At 38.0% G+C, this 23,677-nt stretch carries 20 protein-coding genes and 1 tRNA gene; 1 reads left to right on the plus strand and 20 read right to left on the minus strand.

The window, feature by feature from the left end:
* Window positions 1-33 precede the first annotated feature (33 nt).
* The 7 genes from ACYQ1N_RS04175 to pta form a co-directional block, all read right to left on the minus strand.
* The gene (locus tag ACYQ1N_RS04175; RefSeq protein ID WP_459833111.1) at window positions 34-783 is read right to left on the minus strand and encodes an exodeoxyribonuclease III; all 750 of its coding nucleotides are present in this window, start codon (window positions 781-783) and stop codon (window positions 34-36) included.
* A gap of 148 nt (window positions 784-931) precedes the next feature.
* Window positions 932-1,987 (minus strand): 16S rRNA (cytosine(1402)-N(4))-methyltransferase RsmH, encoded by a 1,056-nt coding sequence (gene rsmH, locus ACYQ1N_RS04180; RefSeq protein WP_459833114.1) that lies wholly within the window; start codon window positions 1,985-1,987, stop codon window positions 932-934.
* Between the two features lie 25 nt (window positions 1,988-2,012).
* Complete coding sequence (locus ACYQ1N_RS04185) at window positions 2,013-3,200, minus strand: oxygen-binding di-iron domain-containing protein (protein WP_459833117.1); 1,188 nt, start codon at window positions 3,198-3,200, stop codon at window positions 2,013-2,015.
* Between the two features lie 157 nt (window positions 3,201-3,357).
* On the minus strand, window positions 3,358-4,185 hold the full coding sequence (gene thiM, locus ACYQ1N_RS04190) for a hydroxyethylthiazole kinase (protein ID WP_459833120.1): 828 nt from the start codon (window positions 4,183-4,185) through the stop codon (window positions 3,358-3,360).
* Window positions 4,186-4,408: 223 nt separating this feature from the next.
* The gene (gene rpmF / locus ACYQ1N_RS04195) at window positions 4,409-4,591 is read right to left on the minus strand and encodes a 50S ribosomal protein L32 (protein ID WP_177956772.1); all 183 of its coding nucleotides are present in this window, start codon (window positions 4,589-4,591) and stop codon (window positions 4,409-4,411) included.
* 67 nt (window positions 4,592-4,658) lie between these two features.
* Window positions 4,659-5,867 (minus strand): acetate/propionate family kinase, encoded by a 1,209-nt coding sequence (locus tag ACYQ1N_RS04200; protein ID WP_459833123.1) that lies wholly within the window; start codon window positions 5,865-5,867, stop codon window positions 4,659-4,661.
* A 25-nt stretch (window positions 5,868-5,892) separates the two neighbouring features.
* Window positions 5,893-6,888, minus strand: a complete 996-nt coding sequence (gene pta / locus ACYQ1N_RS04205; protein ID WP_459833126.1) for a phosphate acetyltransferase — start codon at window positions 6,886-6,888, stop codon at window positions 5,893-5,895.
* 278 nt (window positions 6,889-7,166) lie between these two features.
* Between pta and ACYQ1N_RS04210 the strand changes: the two genes are divergently transcribed.
* On the plus strand, window positions 7,167-8,570 hold the full coding sequence (locus ACYQ1N_RS04210; protein ID WP_459833128.1) for a tRNA(Met) cytidine acetate ligase: 1,404 nt from the start codon (window positions 7,167-7,169) through the stop codon (window positions 8,568-8,570).
* A gap of 83 nt (window positions 8,571-8,653) precedes the next feature.
* Here ACYQ1N_RS04210 and ACYQ1N_RS04215 read toward each other — a convergent pair whose 3' ends face one another.
* The 13 genes from ACYQ1N_RS04215 to dxs all read right to left on the minus strand — a co-directional run bounded on the left by ACYQ1N_RS04215 (window position 8,654) and on the right by dxs (window position 23,668).
* Window positions 8,654-10,018: a PFL family protein gene (locus ACYQ1N_RS04215; protein WP_459833130.1), complete on the minus strand. Its 1,365-nt coding sequence runs from the start codon at window positions 10,016-10,018 to the stop codon at window positions 8,654-8,656.
* A gap of 48 nt (window positions 10,019-10,066) precedes the next feature.
* Window positions 10,067-10,339, minus strand: a complete 273-nt coding sequence (locus ACYQ1N_RS04220; protein ID WP_459833132.1) for an ACT domain-containing protein — start codon at window positions 10,337-10,339, stop codon at window positions 10,067-10,069.
* Window positions 10,340-10,381: 42 nt separating this feature from the next.
* Window positions 10,382-11,194: an MBL fold metallo-hydrolase gene (locus ACYQ1N_RS04225; RefSeq protein ID WP_459833135.1), complete on the minus strand. Its 813-nt coding sequence runs from the start codon at window positions 11,192-11,194 to the stop codon at window positions 10,382-10,384.
* A 13-nt stretch (window positions 11,195-11,207) separates the two neighbouring features.
* Window positions 11,208-11,870, minus strand: a complete 663-nt coding sequence (coaE, locus tag ACYQ1N_RS04230) for a dephospho-CoA kinase (RefSeq protein ID WP_459833137.1) — start codon at window positions 11,868-11,870, stop codon at window positions 11,208-11,210.
* A 35-nt stretch (window positions 11,871-11,905) separates the two neighbouring features.
* Window positions 11,906-14,713: a DNA polymerase I gene (polA, locus tag ACYQ1N_RS04235; protein WP_459833140.1), complete on the minus strand. Its 2,808-nt coding sequence runs from the start codon at window positions 14,711-14,713 to the stop codon at window positions 11,906-11,908.
* An 88-nt stretch (window positions 14,714-14,801) separates the two neighbouring features.
* Window positions 14,802-14,884 (minus strand) — tRNA-Leu (locus ACYQ1N_RS04240).
* Between the two features lie 53 nt (window positions 14,885-14,937).
* Window positions 14,938-16,158 (minus strand): coiled-coil domain-containing protein, encoded by a 1,221-nt coding sequence (locus tag ACYQ1N_RS04245; RefSeq protein WP_459833142.1) that lies wholly within the window; start codon window positions 16,156-16,158, stop codon window positions 14,938-14,940.
* A 299-nt stretch (window positions 16,159-16,457) separates the two neighbouring features.
* Window positions 16,458-17,603 carry a C40 family peptidase gene (locus ACYQ1N_RS04250; protein WP_459833144.1) on the minus strand — a complete coding sequence of 382 codons (1,146 nt, stop codon included), beginning with the start codon at window positions 17,601-17,603 and terminating at the stop codon, window positions 16,458-16,460.
* A 264-nt stretch (window positions 17,604-17,867) separates the two neighbouring features.
* On the minus strand, window positions 17,868-19,553 hold the full coding sequence (gene recN, locus ACYQ1N_RS04255; RefSeq protein WP_459833146.1) for a DNA repair protein RecN: 1,686 nt from the start codon (window positions 19,551-19,553) through the stop codon (window positions 17,868-17,870).
* Complete coding sequence (locus tag ACYQ1N_RS04260; RefSeq protein ID WP_459833148.1) at window positions 19,543-20,016, minus strand: arginine repressor; 474 nt, start codon at window positions 20,014-20,016, stop codon at window positions 19,543-19,545. The genes recN and ACYQ1N_RS04260 overlap by 11 nt, the downstream gene beginning before the upstream one ends.
* A 33-nt stretch (window positions 20,017-20,049) precedes the next feature.
* Window positions 20,050-20,934, minus strand: coding sequence for an NAD(+)/NADH kinase (locus tag ACYQ1N_RS04265; protein WP_459833150.1), 885 nt, complete (start codon window positions 20,932-20,934; stop codon window positions 20,050-20,052).
* Window positions 20,935-20,973: 39 nt separating this feature from the next.
* Window positions 20,974-21,795 carry a TlyA family RNA methyltransferase gene (locus tag ACYQ1N_RS04270; protein ID WP_459833152.1) on the minus strand — a complete coding sequence of 274 codons (822 nt, stop codon included), beginning with the start codon at window positions 21,793-21,795 and terminating at the stop codon, window positions 20,974-20,976.
* The gene (gene dxs, locus ACYQ1N_RS04275; RefSeq protein ID WP_459833154.1) at window positions 21,776-23,668 is read right to left on the minus strand and encodes a 1-deoxy-D-xylulose-5-phosphate synthase; all 1,893 of its coding nucleotides are present in this window, start codon (window positions 23,666-23,668) and stop codon (window positions 21,776-21,778) included. Before dxs ends, ACYQ1N_RS04270 begins: the two co-directional genes overlap by 20 nt.
* Window positions 23,669-23,677: the final 9 nt, after the last annotated feature.

The following is a 23,677-nucleotide window of genomic DNA, read 5'->3' on the forward strand; positions in this document are numbered from 1 at the left end:
TCGGCTAATAATAGGTAATAATATAATAAAAAATTACTTTAATTCAATTCCTATCGGACAGTGATCAGATCCCAATACATCTGTATAGATTATTGAATCCTTCACGGAATCCGCAAAGCTTTTATTAACAATAAAGTAGTCTATTCTCCACCCTACGTTATTCTCCCTTGCTTTTCCGAAATAACTCCACCAGCTGTATTTCACCTCTTCAGGATAAAGATACCTGAAGGTATCAATAAATCCCGATTCAAGTAAAACCGTCATCTTATTTCGCTCTTCATCGGTAAATCCCGCGGACCTTCTGTTGGAAGATGCATTCTTTATATCTATTTCCTCATGGGCAACGTTAAGGTCTCCGCAATAAATAATATTTTTCTTTTTTGAGAGTTTTAAAAGATAGTTTCTCATAAGATCCTCAAATCTCATTCTTGAATCAAGTCTTTCCAGTCCCCGTTTTGAATTCGGAACATAACAGTTTACAAGATAAAAATCCTCAAATTCAAGGGTAATGACCCTTCCCTCACTGTCATATTCCTCATCGCCGATTCCAAACGTTACATTCATGGGATCTGTTTTTGTATATACCATTACTCCAGAGTATCCCTTTTTTTCGGCAGGATACAGGTATTCCTTATATCCGTCTTTGTGCATCGGATTCTGCTCATCAGTCATTTTTGTTTCCTGAAAACAATATATATCCGCATTCTCCCTGTCGAAAAATTCTTCAAGTCCCTTTTTATGGCAGGCTCTGAATCCTGCTACATTCCACGATATTATCTTCATAATAATTCTCCGTATTAAACATTATTTTTAAATTATACATTAGACAATGTATTTAATACAGTAAGTAAAACTTATTTATCAAAAAAAGAATAATAAAAAAGCACCCCTTTGTCATTTAAAAATATGACTGCGGGATACTTTTTAAATATTAATAATCACTTCTTATTGCCCAACGCATTTTAGTAGACTTAGCTCTTCCGTTTCTTCTGCATTCATCGGCGGACGGTCTTATGATATTTTCCGAAATATCACTGTAAAGGCCGTTTCTTTTACCGTCCCTGAAAGCCTTTTTTACAAGTCTGTCTTCTCCTGAATGAAATGTTAAAACGGCAACTCTTCCGTTTGGTTTAAGAACAAAAGGAAGTTTTTCAAGAAAATCATATAACACTTCAAATTCACTGTTAACATCTATCCTCAATGCCTGAAATGTTCTCTGACAGGATTTTTTTATGCTTTCCGTTCGTTCATCTTTAGGTAAAAGAGATAAAGCATCTTCAATTGAATGCCGTAAATCAGCAGTTGTCCTTACGGGAGTTCCGTTTCTTTTTCTCCTGAATACTTCTTCGGCAATTTCTTCCGCATACGGCTCATCCGCATTTTCCAAAAGCATTCCGATTAATTCATCTTTTGTTATATTGAGAAGTCTGTCTGCGGCACTTTCGCCTTTATTCGGATTCATTCTTAAATCGAGAGGCGCATCTGTTTTATAAGAAAACCCTCTTTCCGGGTCGTCTATTTGCATTGAAGAAACTCCCAAATCAGCCAAAATAAAGTCAAATTTACCTGCTTCCTCCGAAACTGTGTCTATGTTTGCAAAATTAGTAAGCTTAACCGTAAGTACATCTTCTCCAAAACCCTTTTCTCTAAGCCTTTTCTCTGTTTTTTCTGATTCTATCGGATCTATATCAAGAGCGTAAATATGCCCGATGCCGTTTAACTGTTTTAAAATCTCGGAGGTATGGCCTCCGTATCCGAGAGTAGCATCCAAGCCCGTCTGCCCGGGTTTTATATTAAGAAACTCAATTATTTCATCCACCATGATTGAAATATGCATGCCTGCCGGAGTTCCGCCTTTTTCAATTACTCTCGCTACCGTATCCGCATATTTTTCGGGATTATGTTCCTTATATTTTTCTTCAAACTTCTTTGGATATCTTCCCGAATAACGTACTCTGCGCTTGTGAATATGATTGTTTTCTTCCATTATTTACTCCGTTTTGAACCAATCTTTAAGCAAGAATGGATGAAACAAGGACTTTTGCCTGATTGAAGTCTTCATCGGTAGGATTCCATAATGATTTTACATTTTCATCTATAACATCAAATCCGGCTTCTCTTAATTTATCCTGTATAATATTTACCGATTCTCCGCTCCATCCGTAACTTCCGAAGGCTGCTCCTCTTTTATTCTTAAGCTTTAGCTGCTTTAAATATTCCAACCATCCCGCAACTCCTGATATTATACTGTTAGATATGGTCGGCGATCCCACAATCAATGATTTTGATTTAAAGACCTCCGTCATTACATCATTTTTATCCGACTTAGATATATTATAAAGTTTAACAACCGTTTCCGGTGACTGTTCATTTATTTCTTCAACTATTTTTCTTGCAATTTTTGCGGTACCTTCATACATTGTATCATATGCAACAACAATTTGATTCTCTTTATAATCATTTGCCCATTGCTCATATTTCTCAATAATACGCATTGGATTTTGTCTCCATACGGCCCCGTGAGACGGAGCGATAATATCTATATCCAATTGCATTTTTTTAAGCTCGTCCAATTTTTTTCTCAACACATTGGCATATGGGGCAATAATATTGGCATAATACTTAAGAGCCTCTCCGTCAAGGACGGCACTGTCCGCAAGATCGTCGAATAGTTCTTCCACTGCATAGTGCTGTCCAAACGCATCATTTGAAAATAATATATTATCTCCCGTCATATAAACAGCCATGGAATCCGGCCAATGAAGCATTTTCATCTCTATAAATCGAAGTTTCTTTCCGTTACCTATATCCAGCTCATCACCCGTCTTTACAATATTAAAATTCCAACCTGATTTACCGTATTGTCCCTCTAAACTTTTTACCGCGGCAGCCGTACAATATATAGGCGTATGCGGTATCCTTTTCATTAATGATGCCAATGAACCGGAATGATCGCATTCACCGTGATTTACAATAATATAATCAATCCTGTTAAGATCGATTTCCGATTCAAGATTCTCCACAAAGTCGGATCTGTGCGGAGTCCATACGGTATCTATCAGGACCGTCTTTTCTTCTTCAATAAGATATGCATTCTGACTGCTTCCGTTCATCGTTGAATAATCGTCACCGTGAAATTTTTCGAGTTCCCAGTCGATAAAGCCTACCCAACTTACATTATTCTTTATATGTTTTCTCAAATTATAATACTCCTATGTTCTGTATATTTGACAGTTATTCATTATTTCGAATAAATGCCGATATTTTAGAATCATATAGTATTTAACTTATAAAGTCATTGTTACAATTAACAATTTTTATAACAAAAAAATAAATTTGTATGATTTATGTTTATTATTATTTTTTAATTTCCTTATATTTAGAGCCTGTATCAAGTTTTTCGGAATTCATATTGTAAATTGCATCTATAATATAATTTCTGTATGACGAATTACCGTCTAAATCAGTCATTCTCTCGTATGCAATTTCTCCCGCCAATCCCATCATACAAACGGCAGCCAGCGAGGCTTCCGTCACCTTGTCCGTATTTGCGGATATAAAAGCGGCCGTCAGCGCCGATAACTGGCATCCGGTACCTGTTACCGATGACATTTCCGGTCTTCCGTTTCTTACTTCGTATGCCTTTTCGGCATCACATATAATATCTATTGCACCCGTAACGACAATAACGGAGCCTGTCTTTTTCGCAAATGATTTGCAAAAGTCCGATAACTGAATAATATCGTCAGCAGTAACAACATCGGAAATACCGGCATCCACGCCATTTGTATCGGCACTTAAACCGGCGATGGTTTTAATTTCCGAAATGTTTCCTCTTATAACAGAAAAATGTATCTCATTTAATAATTTTTTTGCTGTTTCTGTTCTTAGCTTTGAGGCTCCGGCTCCCACGGGATCCAAAACAATGGGTTTGTTCAGTTCATTTGCTTTTTTCCCTGCCGCAATCATTGATTCTATTGTTCTTTTGTTTAATGTTCCTATATTAATGTTAAGTCCGTCGCATATACTTACAATTTCTTCAACCTCATCTATATCATCCGCCATTATAGGAGATGCACCCGATGCAAGAATAATATTTGCACAGTCATTTACCGTTACATAATTTGTAATATTGTGAACCAAAGGTTTATTATTTCTCACATTCTGAAGTAATGTACTTATCATATTATTGTTCAACCTTGAAAAGATTGATCTGTCTCCTTTCTCATATTTTGAAGCATGTTTTATGTTTAATGCATATGGTTATATTATTCTCATTTTTACTGCTTAACAACACTTTTAAATCAGTCGTCCTAAAATATAAAAAAGCTCAGACCGCTTGGTCTGAGCCGTTTCAAGGATATATCTATATCCATTTTTATTAATGGATTATAACCCATAATAAAAATTATTCAGCAACTTCAATGATCTGCTTCTTGTTGTAGCTTCCGCATGTTAAACAAACTCTATGAGGTGTCATTAATGCGCCGCATCTACTACATCTTACGAGTGTCGGAGCAGTCATCTTCCAGTTAGCTCTTCTCTTGTCTCTACGTGCTCTAGATGACTTATTCTTAGGACAAATTGACATTCTTCACACCTCCTTCTGACAACACATATCGCATATTATATAATTAAACATATATAATGTCAATATATTATATTTCATTGCCAAGGAGTGCTTTTATTTCTCTTGCAATGGCAAGTTCTTCGTTAGTAGGGATTACACATACCTTAACCTTAGAATCCGGTGTGGATATGACTGCCGGTGTTCCGTGAGTATCCGCATTAATTTCTTCATCTATGGTGATACCCAAATATCCCAGGTACTCGCATGTCATGCTTCGTATCCATTCGGCGTTCTCACCTATGCCTGCAGTAAACGTAATCGCGTCTACACCGTTCATTGCGGCTGTATATGCACCTATATATTTAGCCAATCTGTATGTAAACATCTCCAATGTCTCTGTAGCAAGCTTATCTCCTCTTTCCATAGCGGCTCTTAAGTCTCTGAAGTCACTGGAAAGTCCGCCTGAAACGCCGAATACACCTGATTTATGATTTAATACATACAAAACATCCTGAATTGACTTCTTCTCTTTTCTGCATATGTATTCAAGAATGGCAGGATCGAGATCGCCTGATCTTGTACCCATCGGAAGACCTTCAAGCGGAGTAAGTCCCATGGACGTATCAACACATTCTCCGTTAAGAGTGGCTGAAACAGAGGATCCGCCGCCGAGATGACATACGATAATCTTAGAGTTATCCCTGTCTAATCCTAAGAAATCCATTGTTTCTCTTGCGACAAATCTGTGCGAAGTCCCGTGGAATCCGTATCTTCTTACATGATATTTATCATAATATTCTCTCGGAATGGCATATAAATATGCTTTCGGAGGAAGTGTGTTGCCGTATGCCGTATCAAATACACCTACATTAACAACTCCCGGAAGATTTTCCTCAGCACTTGTTATTCCTATGAGGTTGGCAGGATTATGAAGAGGTCCGAGTTCAATGTGATGTCTGATTACGTCTTTAACATCTTCAGTGATGATTGCACAGTCTCTGTACTTAGTTCCTCCATGGAGAACTCTGTGACCTACCGCAGTGATATCGCTTAAGCTCTCCAATACACCCGTGTCTTTATCTACAAGAGCCTTAATAATAAGCTCCATGGCGATACCATGGTTTTTGATAGGCTGTTCAATTACTATTTCCTCACCGTTATGCGGCTTGTATTTAAATCTTGAGCCGTTGATGCCGATACGCTCAGCCAATCCTTTTGCAAGAACAAACTCGTCCTCCATTCTGAAAACCTGGTATTTAAGGGAAGAACTTCCGCAATTTATTACTAAGATATTCATATATAACTTAATCTCCTCTTAAAACTTAACTATGCTGAGCCTGCACTACCGTAAGTGCAACCACGCCTACGATATCGGATGCGCTGCAACCTCTTGACAGGTCGTTAACCGGCATTGCCGTTCCCTGAAGCAAAGGACCGTACGCATTGGCTTTACCAAGTCTCTGAACCAATTTATATCCGATATTGCCTGCATCAAGATTTGGGAATACAAGAACATTTGCCTTACCTGCCACATTGCTGTCGCCGCATTTTATCTTTGCAACTTCCGCGTCAATGGCCGCATCTAACTGCAATTCTCCGTCTATTGCGTATTCAGGGTATTTTTCTTTCGCAATAGCCGTCGCATTCTGTACCTTTTCCACATCTTCATGCTTTGCCGATCCGAATGTGGAATATGAAAGTAAGGCAACCTTTGCCTCTGCGTCAATGAATTCTTCAAATGATGCCGCGCTTGTTCCCGCAATAACCGCCAACTCTTCAGCAGTAGGATTCTGATTAAGCGCACAGTCCGCAAATAAGAAAATTCCGTTATGACCATATTCAGGCACAACCGTTTCCATGAAGAAAAGAGTTGAAACAAGTTCGGTTCCCGGCTTTGTCTTAATAATCTGAAGAGAAGGTCTTATTGTATTGGCAGTTGAGTGACATGCCCCGGATACAACACCGTCAGCCAATCCGCATTTGCACATTAAACATGCATAATACATATAATCTTCATCCATCATCTGAGCTGCTTTTTCCGCATCAACGCCTTTAGATGATCTGAGCTCCACAAATTTGTCGATAAGCATTTGTCTGTTAGGATATGTAAACGGATTAATAATTGTTGCACCCGTAATATCATACCCTTTGCCGTGTTCGGCAATCTGCTCTTCCGTACCTATGATGATAATGTCCGCAATATCTTCCTTCAATATGGTTTCCGTTGCCGCATATATTCTTTCATCCATTGATTCCGGTAAAATTATTATCTTTTTATCTTTTCTTGCAAGTTCCTTAATATGATCAATAAAACCCATATATAACACATACTCCTTTTTATTTAGAAAACAACGCAAACGAAATATAATTCACGCCGCAAAATTTAAAATATATTCGTAAATTATATAATGAAAAGTCAAATTGTACAAGTATTTATACATTATGAGTTTGTAATTAAGGTTTTTAAATATATGTATTTATTTGTTAATGTTTATTCTTATAATGTGATAGTATAATCCTATGGTTTGACAACGGAATTCACATTGTTATACCATTGAATTATTACTTTGATTTAATCTTTTTAAGGAGTTTATATATGAAAGCTGTAGGTTTAATCACAGAATATAATCCCATGCACAAAGGTCATGTTAAGCATTTGGAAATGTCAAAAGAACTTTCGGGCGCGGATGTTGCCGTCTCCGTTATGAGCGGTGACTTTGTGCAGAGAGGCGAGCCGGCTGTTATGGACAAATATCTTCGTGCGGCAAGCGCCGTCAACTCCGGAGTTGACCTGGTTGTTGAGCTTCCGGTTCGCTATGCGACGGCCAGCGCAGAAGGGTTTGCAACCGGGGCTGTTGATATACTCCATTATCTCGGAGTTGACAGTATATGTTTCGGAAGCGAATCCGGCAATATCAACGCTTTAACAAAAATTGCATCTGTTCTTGCCAGTGAGCCGGACGGATTCAGTGATTTAATAAGAGAACATCTTAAGACAGGTATGTCATATCCCGCGGCCAGAGAGGCAGCCATAACTTCCCTGGGCATTTTCGACGGTAAAAAGGTTCATAATTTACTTTCCTCACCAAACAATATTCTCGGTATAGAATATATTAAATCCGTAATAAGAAATGCATATGATATCAAGTGTTTTACTTATGAAAGAACAGGACTTGCATACGACGAAGCTTTTAACGAAACAAACGACGGTGCCGCTTTTGCTTCTTCATTTGCCGTAAGAAATGAAATATTCGAGCAGCTTGACGCACTTATGGCAACAATAGAAAATAACGCGGATTTGGATGATGATTCATTAAATGAAATCATACGAAATGATTTATTTAAAAAAGTATTTGAAAGTATACCGGACGAAACAGAGGATATTATGTCCGAAAGCTTTGGACGGGCAATGCCTGTGGGCATAGACGATTTTAAAGAAATGCTTGCATATAAAATAAACAGACTGATGTATGAAACAAATTTTAAAAAGAAAGAGCTGATTGAGAGACTTTGCGAATATGAGGGAATCGGTTATAATCTTGCCGGAAGAATTGCCAATAATTATTTACCCAAAGCAACAATTACAGAATCCATAATGAATATAAAGGATAAATCTCTTACATACACCGCCGTTTCCAGAGCTCTCATACATATTTTACTGGGTATAAAGAAAAAGCGTGACAATGATGCCATTGATAATCTTGATGATGCGTCAAACGGAGAGGTTTTTGTATTCGACAATAAACCCGATACGGTTCCGTATATAAGAATTCTCGGAATGAATAAAAAGGGAAGGGAATATTTAAATTCCATTAAAAAGGACTGTCTCGTTCCGATTATAACGAAGGTTGCCGGCAACGAAGAAATACTTGCCGAGGATATATTTGCTTCAAATTTATATAATCTTGTTATTGCAGAACAATTCGGAATTGACGTGCCGGATGAATTTAAACGCGGAATATATATTTACGAATCGGGCTTTACCGGAGAATCATTTTAAAAAAAGGTGAATCGATAATGTTCATAACACTGTTATGTAACCGAAATCGATTCACCTTTTTTTATTTTTCCGTAATTATTAAATCAGTTTTTAAAACTGTGAATAGGAGCCGGAATTCTTCCTCTTCTGTTAATAAATTCAGAGCAGTCAAAATTATTAACGGGCATTATAGGAGCATAACCCAATAAACCGCCGAATTCTACATTGTCTCCGACACCCTTACCGGCTACCGGAATAATTCTGACAGCCGTTGTCTTTTGATTAATCATTCCGATTGCCGATTCATCCGCAATCATACCTGATATGGTTGTCGCCTTTGTATCTCCCGGAATCGCTATCATATCAAGTCCGACCGAGCAAACACATGTCATGGCTTCAAGCTTTTCGATTGTTAAGCAACCCTTTTCTACGGCATTTATCATTCCCTGGTCCTCGGAAACCGGAATAAATGCTCCGCTTAATCCGCCGACATATGAAGAAGCCATAACTCCGCCCTTTTTCACCTGATCGTTAAGTAATGCAAGCGCCGCAGTTGTTCCGGGTGCGCCTACACATTCAAGACCTATCTTTTCAAGTACTTCGGCAACACTGTCTCCTATTGCAGGGGTAGGAGCAAGCGAAAGGTCTACGATACCGAACGGAACGCCGAGCCTTGCCGCCGCTTCCTCAGCTACCAACTGTCCTACTCTTGTAATCTTAAATGCCGTCTTTTTAATGGTTTCACAAAGAACCTTAAAGTCCTCGCCCTTTGTAGCCTTAAGAGCATGATTAACAACACCCGGACCGCTTACACCGACATTGATAACGGCATCTGTTTCAGTAACTCCGTGAAAAGCTCCCGCCATAAAAGGATTATCATCCGGAGCATTACATAAAACAACAATCTTGGCACATCCTATGGAGTCCCTGTCTTTTGTTAACTCAGCCGCTTCCTTGATTACTTCACCCAATAATCTTACCGCATCCATGTTGATACCCGTTCTTGTTGAGCCTACATTAACGGACGAACAAATATGTTCCGTTTCGGCCATTGCCTTTGGAATCGAACGAATAAGAAGCTCGTCAGCCTTCGTCATTGACTTAGATACAAGTGCCGAATATCCTCCGATAAAGTTTACTCCCGTTTCAACCGCCGCTTTCTCAAGAGCTTTGGCAATTTTCACAAAATCATCAGCCGAATTACAGCATCTTGATCCTACAAGAGCAATAGGTGTAACAGAAACTCTCTTGTTAACTACCGGAATACCGAAATCCCTGCCGATATCATCTCCGGTTTTCACAAGATTCTTTGCATATGAAACTATTCTGTTATAGACATTTTCACATGTTTTATCCAAATCCTCGTCAACACACGGAAGGAGATTTATTCCCATCGTAATTGTTCGAACATCAAGATTCTCCTGCTCTATCATCTTGTTGGTTTCGGTTACTTCATATAAATTAATCATAATATTATAAACTCCTGCTTCATTATGTTATATAAATATAACTGAGAATTAAATTCTATGCATCATATCAAAGATTTCTTCTCTTTGAATTTTTACGTTTACACCTATTTTTTTGCCTAATACTTCTAATTCATCGCTGATTTCTTCAAGAGTCTTTGTGCTTTCCTTCAAATCAACCAACATCATCATGTTAAGATAATCAGAAACAATAGTCTGGCTTATATCCAAAATATTAATTCCGTTATCCGCAAAATATGTACATACTTTGGCAATAATACCTACAGAATCATGACCTACAACCGTAACAACACACTTTTTCATAATATTCTCCTTATTGTCTATTTGTATAATTAATTACTTAGTTTATATTTCTATAATTTCGGACGGCTTATCACTGCTTGCAACCCGAATATCAAAATCATTGGCTCTGTATTCATGTTCGCCGCTGTCTATGCCGTGTCTTACCGTTTCATATGCCAGTAATTCATAATTATTATTTTTACTCAAATGCCCAAGCAGCAGAGTTTTTATATTGTCATGGAGCAAATGATTAATCAAATCGGAACAGTCATCATTTGACAGATGACCGTACCTGCTCATTATTCTTTGCTTAGTTTCATACGGATACGGACCGACTTCCAACATCTTTTTATCATGATTGGATTCCGCAAGCAGAATTCTGCAATTCTTTAACATATTAATCTGTGATTCGTTATATTCTCCGAGGTCCGTTACCACCCCTATCTTTTTAGTCGCATCATCCTTATGCCTTACCGTATAAGCTACCGGATCCGCCGCATCGTGACTTACGGCAAACGGATTAATAATTAAATCTCCTATAACAATATCACTGTCTTTATTGATTATGTTAAATAAATCCTTATCAATGCTTCCGAGAGATTTTTTCTTCAATATCTCTTCAGTCGTTTTTTTCGTTGTATAATATGCAATCCCGTCGTTTCTTGCGAGAACACCTGCTGCGGCAATGTGGTCGGAATGCTCATGAGTAAAGAAAACGGCATCTATATCCTTGATTGAAAGATCTGCCTTTTGTAATCCCTCACATATACGCTTTCTGCTTACACCCGCATCAATAAGTATATGCGTATTGTCCGAACCTATATATGTACAGTTGCCTCCGCTCCCGCTGGCAATACTCATTAAACGCATATTCATTACATACACCTTATTAATCAAGCAATAATTTCTGAATTCTCTGTAATTTATCCTTGGATATTAATTCATCATCCCAATTTGATATTTCAATAAATTTTGGATGAACGTCAAATTCCTTTATTCCGTTGTCAATTGTGTGAGGAATAATTCCTCTCAGGTATTTTTCCCTGATTTCCACATCCGACATCTGCGTGGACATTATCTCCAATATGTGTTCTGCGGTCATGTTTCTGTTTAGAACTAACCTCTTTATCCTTACATCCTCCGGAGAATAGATATACCATACTTCATCACATATTTTTTCATAGTGTGACTCAAGCAGCAATGCCGATTCGATAAAATAGTACCTGTATCTTCCTATTGTTTCCGGGTTGGTAATATCGGAAATAATCTCATTTTTAACTATCGGGTGAACAATGCTGTTAAGAACAGCTAACTTATTTTTATTGTTAAAAACAATATCTCCCAGAAGGTTTCTGTTTATCTCTCCGTTTTCAAGTAAAATGTCGTCACCGAAGAAAAAAACGATTTTTTTATATGCGATTTCTCCCTTTTTCATGAGATATTTGGCAATGTCGTCCGTATAAACAATCTTCGTATCGTTTCTTCCTTCCAGACTTTTAAGGAATGTACTTTTACCGGAACCTATACCGCCTGTTATTCCAATAACTTTCATATATTGTCCTATATCTGTATAATTAATGTCAATTATCAATGAGCATCCAACCAGTTATCTCCCTCTCCTATTTCAACTATAAGAGGAACCTTCAGTTCAACGGCCTTCGTCATTGACTCTTCCAAGATACTTCTTACTTCATCAACCTCATCACGATAAGTTTCAATAAGCAATTCATCATGTACCTGTAATATAAGTCTTGATTTAAGGTTTCGGGAATACAATTCATTAAATACCCTTACCATTGCAATCTTCATAATATCTGCGGCCGTTCCCTGTATCGGAGCGTTCATGGCTACCCTTTCGCCGAAGGATCTTAACCTGAAATTCTTCGAAGAAAGCTCCGGTATCGGTCTTTTTCTTCCTAAAATCGTCTCCGAATAGCCTTTTTCTTTGGCGCTTTTTACGAGATTATCCAAAAATGTTTTTATCTGTGGATATGATTCAAAATAACTGTCAATATATTTTTTTGCATCCGAAACAGATATGGAAAGATCATTACTCAGTCCGAAGGAACTTATTCCGTATATAATACCGAAATTAACGGCCTTTGCATTCCTTCGCATTTCAGGAGTTACCATATCAACCGGAACATGAAAAACCTGTGATGCAGTCATTGTATGAATATCTCTTGCACTTTTATATGCCTCAATTAATTTTTCATCACCGGACATATGGGCAAGTACTCTTAATTCTATCTGTGAATAATCCGCATCTAAAAATACGCATCCTTCTTTAGGTACAAATACCTTTCTTATCTGCCTGCCTATATCCATTCTTATGGGGATATTTTGTAAGTTAGGCTGAGATGAACTTATTCTTCCCGTCGCAGTTACCGTTTGATTGAATTCACCGTGTATCCTTCCGTCGGGTTCAATAAATGATACCAGACCTTCTCCGTATGTTGATTTCAGTTTTGTAAGTGTTCTGTATTCCAGAACGTTTGCAACTATGGTATATTCGGAAGCCAGCTTTTCAAGTACATCCGCCGCAGTTGAATATCCCGTCTTGGTTTTCTTTCCGTGAGGCAGGTGCAGTCTGTCAAACAGAACTTCTCCCAGCTGCTTCGGAGAACTGATATTAAAGTCAATACCCGCCTCGTCAACTATATGATCTCTTATCAGGTCTATTCTGTCCGTGAGTCTTTGAGTATAATTGTTTAACTCATCTTCTCTTACACGAATTCCCTTCATTGACATATCCGCAAGAACAAGACTCGCCGGCAATTCGATATCTTTATAAAGGCTGTCGCCTCCCGCTGAAATAAGCTTGGAATATATCTCTCTTCCGCAGTAAAACAATACGGAAGCTTCCAATACGGTTTGCTTCTGAACATCCTTTTTCAGGTCCTTCGGTGTTTCCTGCACTGTCTTAAGGTATGTAAAAGACAATATGTCATATGAATAATTTCCGGTATTGGGATCAATAATATATGCAGCCAGTCCCAAATCAAAAATATTGTCCACCGGAAATCCGTAACTTGTATCAAAGCCTAAATTTTTAATGAAAAAATTAACGTTATTGACGTATATCTTCGCAAATGATTCTCTATTTTCGGATTGAGATATTTTATTAAATAATTCTCTTACCGTACTCAATATCTGTTCTTTTGAAAGATACGGCTCTCCGACCGTATATACGCATTCTCCGAAAGCAACGGAAACAAATACTTTATCTCCGTCATTCATCAGACTGATTGATACGTTTCTGCCGTCGGAAATACTTTCAAAAACATCTTCGAATAATTTTGAATATTCGTCAAAGCTTTGAATCTCCGAAAGGTTTAATTCAGTCATTGCGCCCGTATTATTAAATATTTTGTCATCTATGCTGATTTCTTCACGGTCAGGCTCGGCACTTTCCTTTATCAGTTCACCGAACAGTTCTTCAATATCATCATTTGAAACATGTTTTGTTTCCTTTTTTTCGTCAGCCGCTTCAATGACCGTATCATCGGATTTGCCCGCATATCCTTTCTTTTTCAACCTGTCAACAAATGACTTCAGGTTCAATTTCATAAGCAATTCCATGGAATCGTCGTTGCAGATATCTTTTATCGAAGCGCTTTCAATATCTGTTTCTATAGGTGCGTCGACGTCTATCTTTGCCAGGAATTTGCTTAGAATAATATTATCTCTGCTGTCTGCGATTTTTTTAGCGGTTGATTTAGACTTTATTTCATCAATATGATTAAGCAGATTCTCTACGGTATGATATTCTGAAATAAGAGGTATTGCCGTTTTAGGTCCTATTCCCTTTGCTCCGGGAATATTATCGGACGTATCTCCCATAAGAGCCTTCAAATCCACAAATTCATCCGGTGTCACGCCGTATTCGTCAAAAAGTTCTGAAACGGTATAGGTTTCAACCGTGGTTCTGCCGCCTTTGGTTTTAGGATTCTTTATGGTGATATTGTCATCCAGTAATTGAAGTAAATCTTTATCTCCGGATATTATGACTACCTTTTTGCCCTTTGCAGACATTCTCTTTGACAATGTTCCGATAATATCATCCGCTTCATATCCTTTTTTTTCGGAAACGGTAATATTCATGGACTTAAGCACTTCTTTTATAAGAGTAACCTGAACTCTTAAATCAGGATCCATCGGCTTTCTGGTTCCTTTGTATTCATTGTACTTCTCGTGCCTGAATGTGGGTTCAGATCTGTCAAATGCCACTACCAGTTTGTCAGGGTTTTCTTCATCAATAAACTTGAACAGTATATTGAGAAATCCATATACGGCACCCGTTGGAGTACCGTCTGGAGCACTTAACGGAGGAATGGCATAAAATGCTCTGTTGAGTATGCTATGACCGTCTATAAGCATAAGTTCTGAACTCATATGAATACCTCTTGTTAAAATAAAAAAACGCAAATATAGAAATATCTATATCTGTGCTTAAAAAAAATATTTAAATTGTAATTCCTAATGCGGATGGTGGGAGTCGAACCCACACGATGTCACCACCGGCAGATTTTGAGTCTGCTGCGTCTGCCATTCCGCCACATCCGCAACTAACCATATTATAATAACATATATGATTAGATTGTTCAATATATTAAATTTTAAATAGGATTTCCGTTTGGCCATACCCAACCGATGTACCCCTGATATCCTCTGCATGTAGCAGTGGCATCCGAGTCAAATGACTGAATCGACTGAATTTTTATATAACCAACATTACTTGCAACCATGCCGTCACCGAGATATATTCCGATATGACCGTACTCGGCACCTGCCGCACCCCATCCCGAACTGATTACGCATGCTCCCACAGGTATGTTACTCATGCTTGTACTTCCCGACGAACTCCATTTAAGCCAATAATCTATGGCGTTTCCTCTCGGAGGCGTTATGCCCGTATAGCTGTATACACCTGATACCCATGCTGCACACCAACCCGGTAATGCAGGAAATGTTGAATTGCCGGCAGCCGCATTTCTTGCCACCTGTTCTCTGAGAGAAGCATTGCCGCTTGGTTTTGAGGAGTTATTTGTTGAATTTGAATAATCTTTATCCCCGTCATATGATTCTTTGTTGTTTTCCTGAGCCTGCAAAGCCGCTTTTTCAGCCTGCTCCCGTTGTTCGCGCTCAATTCTTTCCAATTCGGCTTTTCTCTTTGCCTCCGCGGCCTTTGCTTCTTCTTCGGCTTTCTTTCTTGCCTGTTCCTCTTCAAGTAAAGCTTTTGAAAATTCCGTATTCAGTTTCTCAATTTCGGATTTCTTTGATGTAATCAGATTATCGAGCTCTTTCTGTTTGTTGCTCATTTCCTCTTTTGCACTGTTCATCTCCGCAATCTGATAATTAAGCTCTTCTTTCAGGGAAGATATCTTATCTGCAGTTTTCTTAATTTCGTCAAGCTTTCCTCTGTCATATGAGTAAATCTTTTGATAATATTCCGCGGTGTTTAACACTTCCGCAAATGATTTAGATGAAATAAGGCTCTCGGTAAGACTTTTATTGCCGTTTTCATAATTATATTGTATTCGATATTTCATGTCCGAATACTGTTTATCCAATTCCTTTTGTGTATTCTCTAAATCCCTGTTAACATCATACATTTTTGAAATAAGATCTGTAGCCTTGCTGTCTAATCTGTTAATCTCGCTGTTGATGTTCTTAAGAGTATTCTCCAATTCGGAGAGTTCATTATTTGATTGATTTATTTTATTGTTTATTTCCTTGCTTGACTCGGCATTAATGTCGGCAGTTAATCCGACAACCGCAGTCCCGGCGGAAATAACGGCAGTTCCGACTGCTCCTGCTTTTATAATAAAAGATTTCATAATCCCCCTCGTTTATGATAAATCTGTATTTTATCTGCGTATCGGACAGTTTTTGTTGAATATTATGTTAATTATTTAACTTTTTAACAACAAATCAATTAACTGTATACATTAATTATAAAATAGTAATGTATAAGTAATTTGATTAATAACCGTCATGTAAATAATAACATATAATTAACATTATTTTATAATTAAATATTTTATATTAAATCAAAAGGCGTACAACAATAAATCCAATATATAATTTATTGTCATACGCCCTAATGATATTTTATTGTGATTAAATATATAATCAATTAAATTCTTCTGATTGTTGTAGGTCCGCCTATAATATTTATTGACGAATACTGTACCGACATACCCGGCTGAGGTGCATGAATCATCTGACCGTTCCCTACATATATACCTACATGACCCGGATAACAAACAATGTCGCCCGGCTGAGCTTCAGATAATGAAACAGCTCTTCCCGTAGCTGCAAGCGCGGAAGACTGACGAGGTACGCTTATACCGACAGCCGCATACGCGTTATGCACAAGACCGGAACAGTCAATACCGTCGTAGCTGTTGCCTCCCCATACATACGGTGTTCCCAAATAGCTTGCTGCGGCTGAAACCACATCGCCGTATGAAGCACTTCCGGCTGAGGATGATGAATATGATGAAGATGAATCACCTTCGGTAACGGAAGATGAACCACCGGAATATCCCGAATTATCCGAAGAATCGGCAACCGAAACAGCGTTACTTCTTGTTGCGGCTGCTTCAGCCTGTGCTTTTGCAGCTGCTTCAGCCTGTGCTGCTGCTTCTCTTGCAGCTGCTGCTTCCATAGCTGCCGCAATCTGTGAATCAAAGTTCTGAACGGTAGCTCTCTTATCAGCTATTGTCGATTCAAGCTTTGATTTCTTCTCCTGATATTCCTGCTGTGAAGCCGCAAGCTCGTCCATGTCTGATTTAAGTTTTTCGTTAAGAGCCTTTATCTGCTTGGTTGTGGCATCAAGTTCATTAAGAGCTTTTCTGTCATAATCATACATTTTCTGAGCATATTCCGTCTTATTGAGCGCTTCACTCATATCGCTTGAAGTAATAAGCGCTTCTTCAACGGTTTTATTCTTATTCTCGTACATGTACTGAATACGAAGTTTCATATCCTGCTCTTGCTTTTTTTGCTTCTCTTCGGCAACCTTTAAATCAGCCTTTGCCTTATCCATCTGATTATTAAGATCGGCGGCTTTGCTTTCAAGATTGTCAATCTGCTGTAAAGCGTCGGTTAATTCTGCCTGTAAAGAGTTGATTTCAGATTCAGCATTATTCTTCTGATTCTGCAAATCGTTAACTTCATCGGCAAATACCGTTGAAATCATAGGTGTTGACACAGCTGCGGCACCTGCAACCGATATTGTAATAAGTTTCGCGAGTTTCTTAGATTTATAAAATTTCATAACTGAATAATTCCTTTTCCAAATACTTCATGTAATCCATCAAGTATATAATTTTAAAATTTCGGTAACAAAAATACGTGACGGTTAATTGTTACGCAATTATTACTGTTGTTTTACAAACTACTAGTACAGTATATATGCAGTATTACAAATTATCAAGCAAATATAGCTTTTTATAATATAAAAAAAGTGTGAATCCTTAATTTATAATTACATTATAAACTTTTAAGATTTACACTTTTTGAAACTTCGGTTATGAATATATTATTGTCTGTTCTTGTAATCATCGGCAAGCTGTTTCATCTCTTTTGCGTTTTCTTTAACATTTTCCGTAATTTTACTTCCGCCCAAAAATCTTGCCAACTCGTTTATCCGTGCTTCTTCATCTAATTTTTTCATATCTGTGATTGTCTTTTTATCACTTACTTCCTTATATACATAAAAATGTGTGTCAGCCATTGCAGCTATTTGCGGAAGATGCGTGATACATATAATCTGATGTGATTTTGAAATATTGTGCATCTTTTCAGCAACACATTGAGCCGTCCTGCTGCTTATTCCGGTATCTATCTCGTCAAATACCATTGTTTCGGTAATATCCCTCTCGGCAATTACACTTTTTATTGCAAGCATAATACGACTGATTTCTCCCCCCGATGCAATATTTTTTAAAGGTTTCACATCTTCTCCGGAATTAAGACTGATTAAAAATTCCACATCGTCAAAGCCGTTATATGAAAATGAATTGTTCTTTTTTACTTCAATCAAAAACTTAACATTGTTGAAATTCAAATCCCGCATTTCAGACATAATAGATGTTTGAACATTTTCCGCGATCTCGATTCTTCTGTCATGTATAAGTTGACACACATGATTCATTTCACTAATGAGGCCGTCTATTCTCTTCTTTAATTTGGTAATATATTCATCGGAATTTAAAAGGGTATCAAGTCGTTCTTTTTTATCTTCAAGTACCGCAAGAATATCCTTTACATTTCCGTTGTATTTCCTCTTAAGAGAATTATATAAATCAATTCTGTCTGATATACGAGAAAATTCTTCTTCATCAATTTCATTATTCCCGATATAGGAATACAGTTCTCCTCCGACATCCGAAAGAATATTTTCGGCATCTCTCAAAGAATCGTATATTTGAACCAATTCTCTGTCGTGGTTAACCGCATCGCCGAGAGATTTTATTGCTTTGCCGAGCAGATCAATACTGTTATAATCGCCCGACTCAAGAAATTGCAATGACTCCGCAACTCCTCTTCTTATTTTTTCCAAATACGAAAGTTTAGAGAATTTTTCATCCAACTCCGTATCTTCTTCGACACTTAAAGATGCTTCGTCTATTTCTTTTATTTCATATTCCAGCAAAGAGATTTCTCTTTCCCTTAAGCCTGCGTCATCGCCTATACTTTCGATTTTCGAATTGCATTCCGTATATTCTTCAAATAATTTCTTTTGTCTTTCAAGAAGATTATTCAGCTCTTCGTCTCCGAATGAATCCACCAGTTTTAATTGATTTTCACTTTTAAGAAGCAAAAGGTTATCACGCTGACTGTGTATGTCAATAATCATTGAAGACAGCGATCTGACCTGTGATGCGGACACCGTCACGCCGTTTATCTTAAATACCGACCTGTTAGGCAGAATCTTTCTCCAAATAATTATGTCTCCGTCCGATAAATCTATTGAATCCGGTTCGATAACAGCTTTCAATTTAGCGATATCATCTATATGAAATGATACCGAAATAAATGAATACTCTTTTCCCGCTCTGATTACATCCGAATTAACCTTTGCACCCAATGCGGTATTAACGGCTCCCAGTATAACAGACTTACCTGCACCGGTTTCGCCGGTTATTATATTAAGACCTTCGTTAATATCTATATCCAGACAGTCAATAAGTGCATAGTTCTCAATATGTATATTAGTTAACATTAATATCCTCTCTTGATTTGAGTACAATGTGCAGTCTTTCTTTAAGGGCTGTGGCATCTTCCTTTGATGATGTGGCAGCCATAATAGTATCGTCTCCCGCAACGGAACCGACAACCTCTTCCAAGTCCATCGCATCAAGAGCCGCGCAAACCGCACCTGCCATACCCGGAACCGTTTTAATAATAAGAAGATTTTGAGCAACAGACATGGATATAAATCCATCCCTCATTACATTTACATATTTATCAGCCAGGTTAATATCCGCAGACTGATATATTACATATTTCTGATGTTTGCCGTCTATGGATGTCTTAGTAAGATTTAATTCTCTGATATCTCTTGAAACCGTTGCCTGCGTAACATTGTACCCCGCAAGATTCAAAGCGTCAGCCAATTCCTCCTGAGTCTCAATGTTATTTTTTCTGATTAATTCGATTATTTTATTTTGGCGTTCAGACTTCATGTATCCTCCTGCTTAAATTCAATAGTCAAAACTTTAATGATCCATCATCTTATCTCTGATTCTCTGCAAGAAACTTATTTTACTTGTCTTTGCAAATATCGCGCACTCAGGATGTTTTGTAATTACAACCTTATCTCCCGGTACAAGCGCAAAACCGGTTTCACCGTCAAATGTAACAACTCTTTCGTCAGCCAATTGCTTACTGTCTGTCATAACAACAGTAACTTCTGCATTACAATCCAGTATAATACTTCTTGAATTAAGAGTATGAGGACAAATCGGAGTTATCATTATATCTTTTGCGGTAGGCTCAATTATCGGACCTCCGGCGGAAAGAGCATATGCGGTCGAACCGGTAGCCGTCGATATAATAAGACCGTCGGCAACATATGTATTTAAATATTGATTGTTAACCACAACATCAAAATCAATTACTCTCAATGAACCTCTTCTGTTAATTACTATATCGTTTAAGGCAAAGTCTTCATATACCACTTTTCCGTCTCTTATTACCTGACCTGAAATCATCATACGGTGGTCGATTTTAAAGTCTCCGCTGACTATTCTTTCAAGAGCTTCGTCAACCGTTTCCATCTCACAATCCGTAAGGAATCCGAGAGTTCCGATATTTACTCCCAAAATAGGCTTTTGAAGCACATGAAGATCCCTTGATGTTTGAAGTATTGTTCCGTCTCCTCCGAGAACAACTATTATGTCAACATCATCGGGAACATCATCCGGGTTTGTATATAAAAACTTCGTATTGTCCAAGTTTGAATTACTGTCATTACACTCGCAAATATGTCCCATTGATTCAATTTTTCTTCTCAGTTTGTCTATTGCTGCGCCGTCGGCATCTTTCCTTTTATTAGCGAGAAGAAAAAACTTTATTTTCTTACTGTTCGAATCACTACTCATTCCGTTTAACTCCATCAACACAACAAATATGAATAATTATTATATTAAGGTAAGCGAAGCATTTGCAGCATCCGTTACCGCAATAATTTTTTCATGGAGAACTTGCATATCGGTTATGCCGACATTGCCTCCTTTTCCCAAATACAATAAATATTCTATATTTCCTTCCGGTCCCTTTATAGGCGAATAATCCAATCCAATAATATTGAATTTTGAATTTATTGCAAATTCAATAACATTTTCTATTACTTCTTTATGAACGTTAATATCTCTTACAACTCCGTGTTTTCCCACTTTGTCTCTTCCGGCTTCAAATTGCGGCTTAATAAGACAAACCATTCTTGCGCCGTCCTTTATAATTGAATATGCGGCCGGAAGAATTTTTTCAAGGGAGATGAATGACACGTCACAACCTGCAAAATCTATAGGTTCACCTATATCATCCGGTGTCAGATATCTGAAATTGGTTTTTTCCATGCAAACAACCCGTTTGTCATTTCTAAGGCTCCAAGCCAACTGGCCGTGCCCGACATCAATGGAATAAACCTTTAAAGCTCCGTTTTGAAGCATACAATCCGTAAAACCGCCTGTACTTGCTCCGATGTCCATACAGACCATACCGTGTAAATCAATATTGAAAGCTTTAACTGCTTTATCCAACTTTAAACCGCCTCTGCTTACAAAAGGCGGCTTTTCATCTTTTACGACAATATCGCAATCATCAGAGAATGTATCGCCGGCTTTTGTTTCCTTTTGACCGTTTACGTATACGCTCCCTGCCATTATTAATGCTTTTGCTTTTTCTCTTGAACCGATTAAGTTTCTTTCAACAAGAAGTACATCAAGCCTTTTCTTTGCCATAATTACCTACCAAATTATTATAAGCGGATTCCACCCTCTTATATATTGACTCCGTATCCATTCCTAATTCGTGGAACAGTATGTTAATGTTTCCATGCTCGACGTACGCATCGGGAAGTGCTATCGGAAGCACTTTTACATCTATATCATTACTTAAGACATACTCACATACATGTTCGCCGTATCCTCCCGACAAAACATTTTCTTCCATTGTAACAATAAGCTTATGCTTCTTTGAGAGCTCTTTAATAATCTGTCTGTCTATGGGGCTGACAAATCGTGCATTAACCACTGTGGCGTCTATACCCTTATTTTTCAGCTTTTCCCGTATCTTCAGTGCATTTTCCATCATTCTGCCCACCGCAATGACGGCAATTTCATTTCCTTCGTATACATATTCTGAACATCCGTATCTTATCGGCTTAATATCATCTTCCAATATGTTACTTGCCGTACCGCTTGGATACCTTAAAGCAATAGGTCCTCTGTGAACATTAACGGCATAATCGATCGACTGTCTCAGTTCTTCCGCATTAATCGGTGCAAGTACCGTCATATTCGGAATACATGACAAAAATGAAATATCAAAAATCCCCTGATGTGTTTCACCGTCACTTCCTACCAGACCCGCATGGTCTATTGCAAATATGACTTTAAGGTTCTGATTGCATACATCGTGTATCATCTGGTCATAAGCACGCTGCAAAAAAGAAGAATAAACGGCAAATACCGGTATCATTCCCGCAGCCGCCAACCCCGCAGAAAATGTTGTGGCATGCTGTTCCGCAATTCCCACATCAAAATACCTTGTCGGAAATTCTTCCGAAAACGCAGTAAGACCTACACCGTCAGGCATAGCCGCGGTTATGCCTACTATCCTGTTATTTTCTCTTGCAAGTTCGCATATCTTTTCGGAAAAAACCTTCGCATATGATTTGGATGTATTCTTTTTCTTAGGTTCTCCCGTTTCCACAATAAACGGACTTACGCCGTGAAATTGCTGAGGATAATCCTCGGCAGGAGCATATCCTTTACCTTTTACGGTTTTAACATGCACAAATACAGGTCCCTTTATTTCGGATGCCGCCTCAAATGTTCTGATCAGCTGGAATATATTATGACCGTCAATCGGGCCGAAATATGTAAGTCCGAAGGATTCAAACAGTTCTCCAGGAAGAAGTCTGTGTCTGATCCTGTCCTTTGATTTCTTCAAATTCCTGATTAACATTTCGCTGTACGGTAGTTTCTCAAGAATATTTTGTAAATTGTGTTTTATTTCAATATATCTGTGGGATGTTCTTATATTATTAAATATTTCCGATACTCCGCCCACATTGTTTGCTATTGACATATTGTTATCATTTAACACAATTGTGTAGTTGCCCTTAACGCTTGAAATGTTATTAAGAGCTTCAAAGGCCATACCTCCCGTAAAGGAGCCGTCGCCTATAACAGATACGACTTTGTATTTCTGATTCATTATGTCTCTGGCTTTTGCTATGCCAAGCCCCGCAGAAAGAGATGTTGTACTGTGCCCCGTATCAAAGGCGTCATAATCACTTTCCTCTCTCTTCGGAAACCCGCTGATTCCTCCGAACTTCCTGAGGTGATCAAATTCCGTCTTTCTTCCTGTAAGAATTTTATGTGCATATGACTGATGACCTACATCCCATATGATCTTATCCTTAGGAAGATCATATACAATCTGAAGAGCCATGGTCAGTTCGACAACACCGAGATTAGATGCAAGGTGTCCGCCGGTTTTACTTATTTTATCAATAAGAAATCTTCTGATTTCGGCAGCCAGCTGTTTATATTCCCTTGGACTGATATTTTTAATATCATTAGGTTTATTTATTTTATCTAGTACCATTTATCCACA

This window comes from Howardella ureilytica (genome assembly GCF_054657495.1).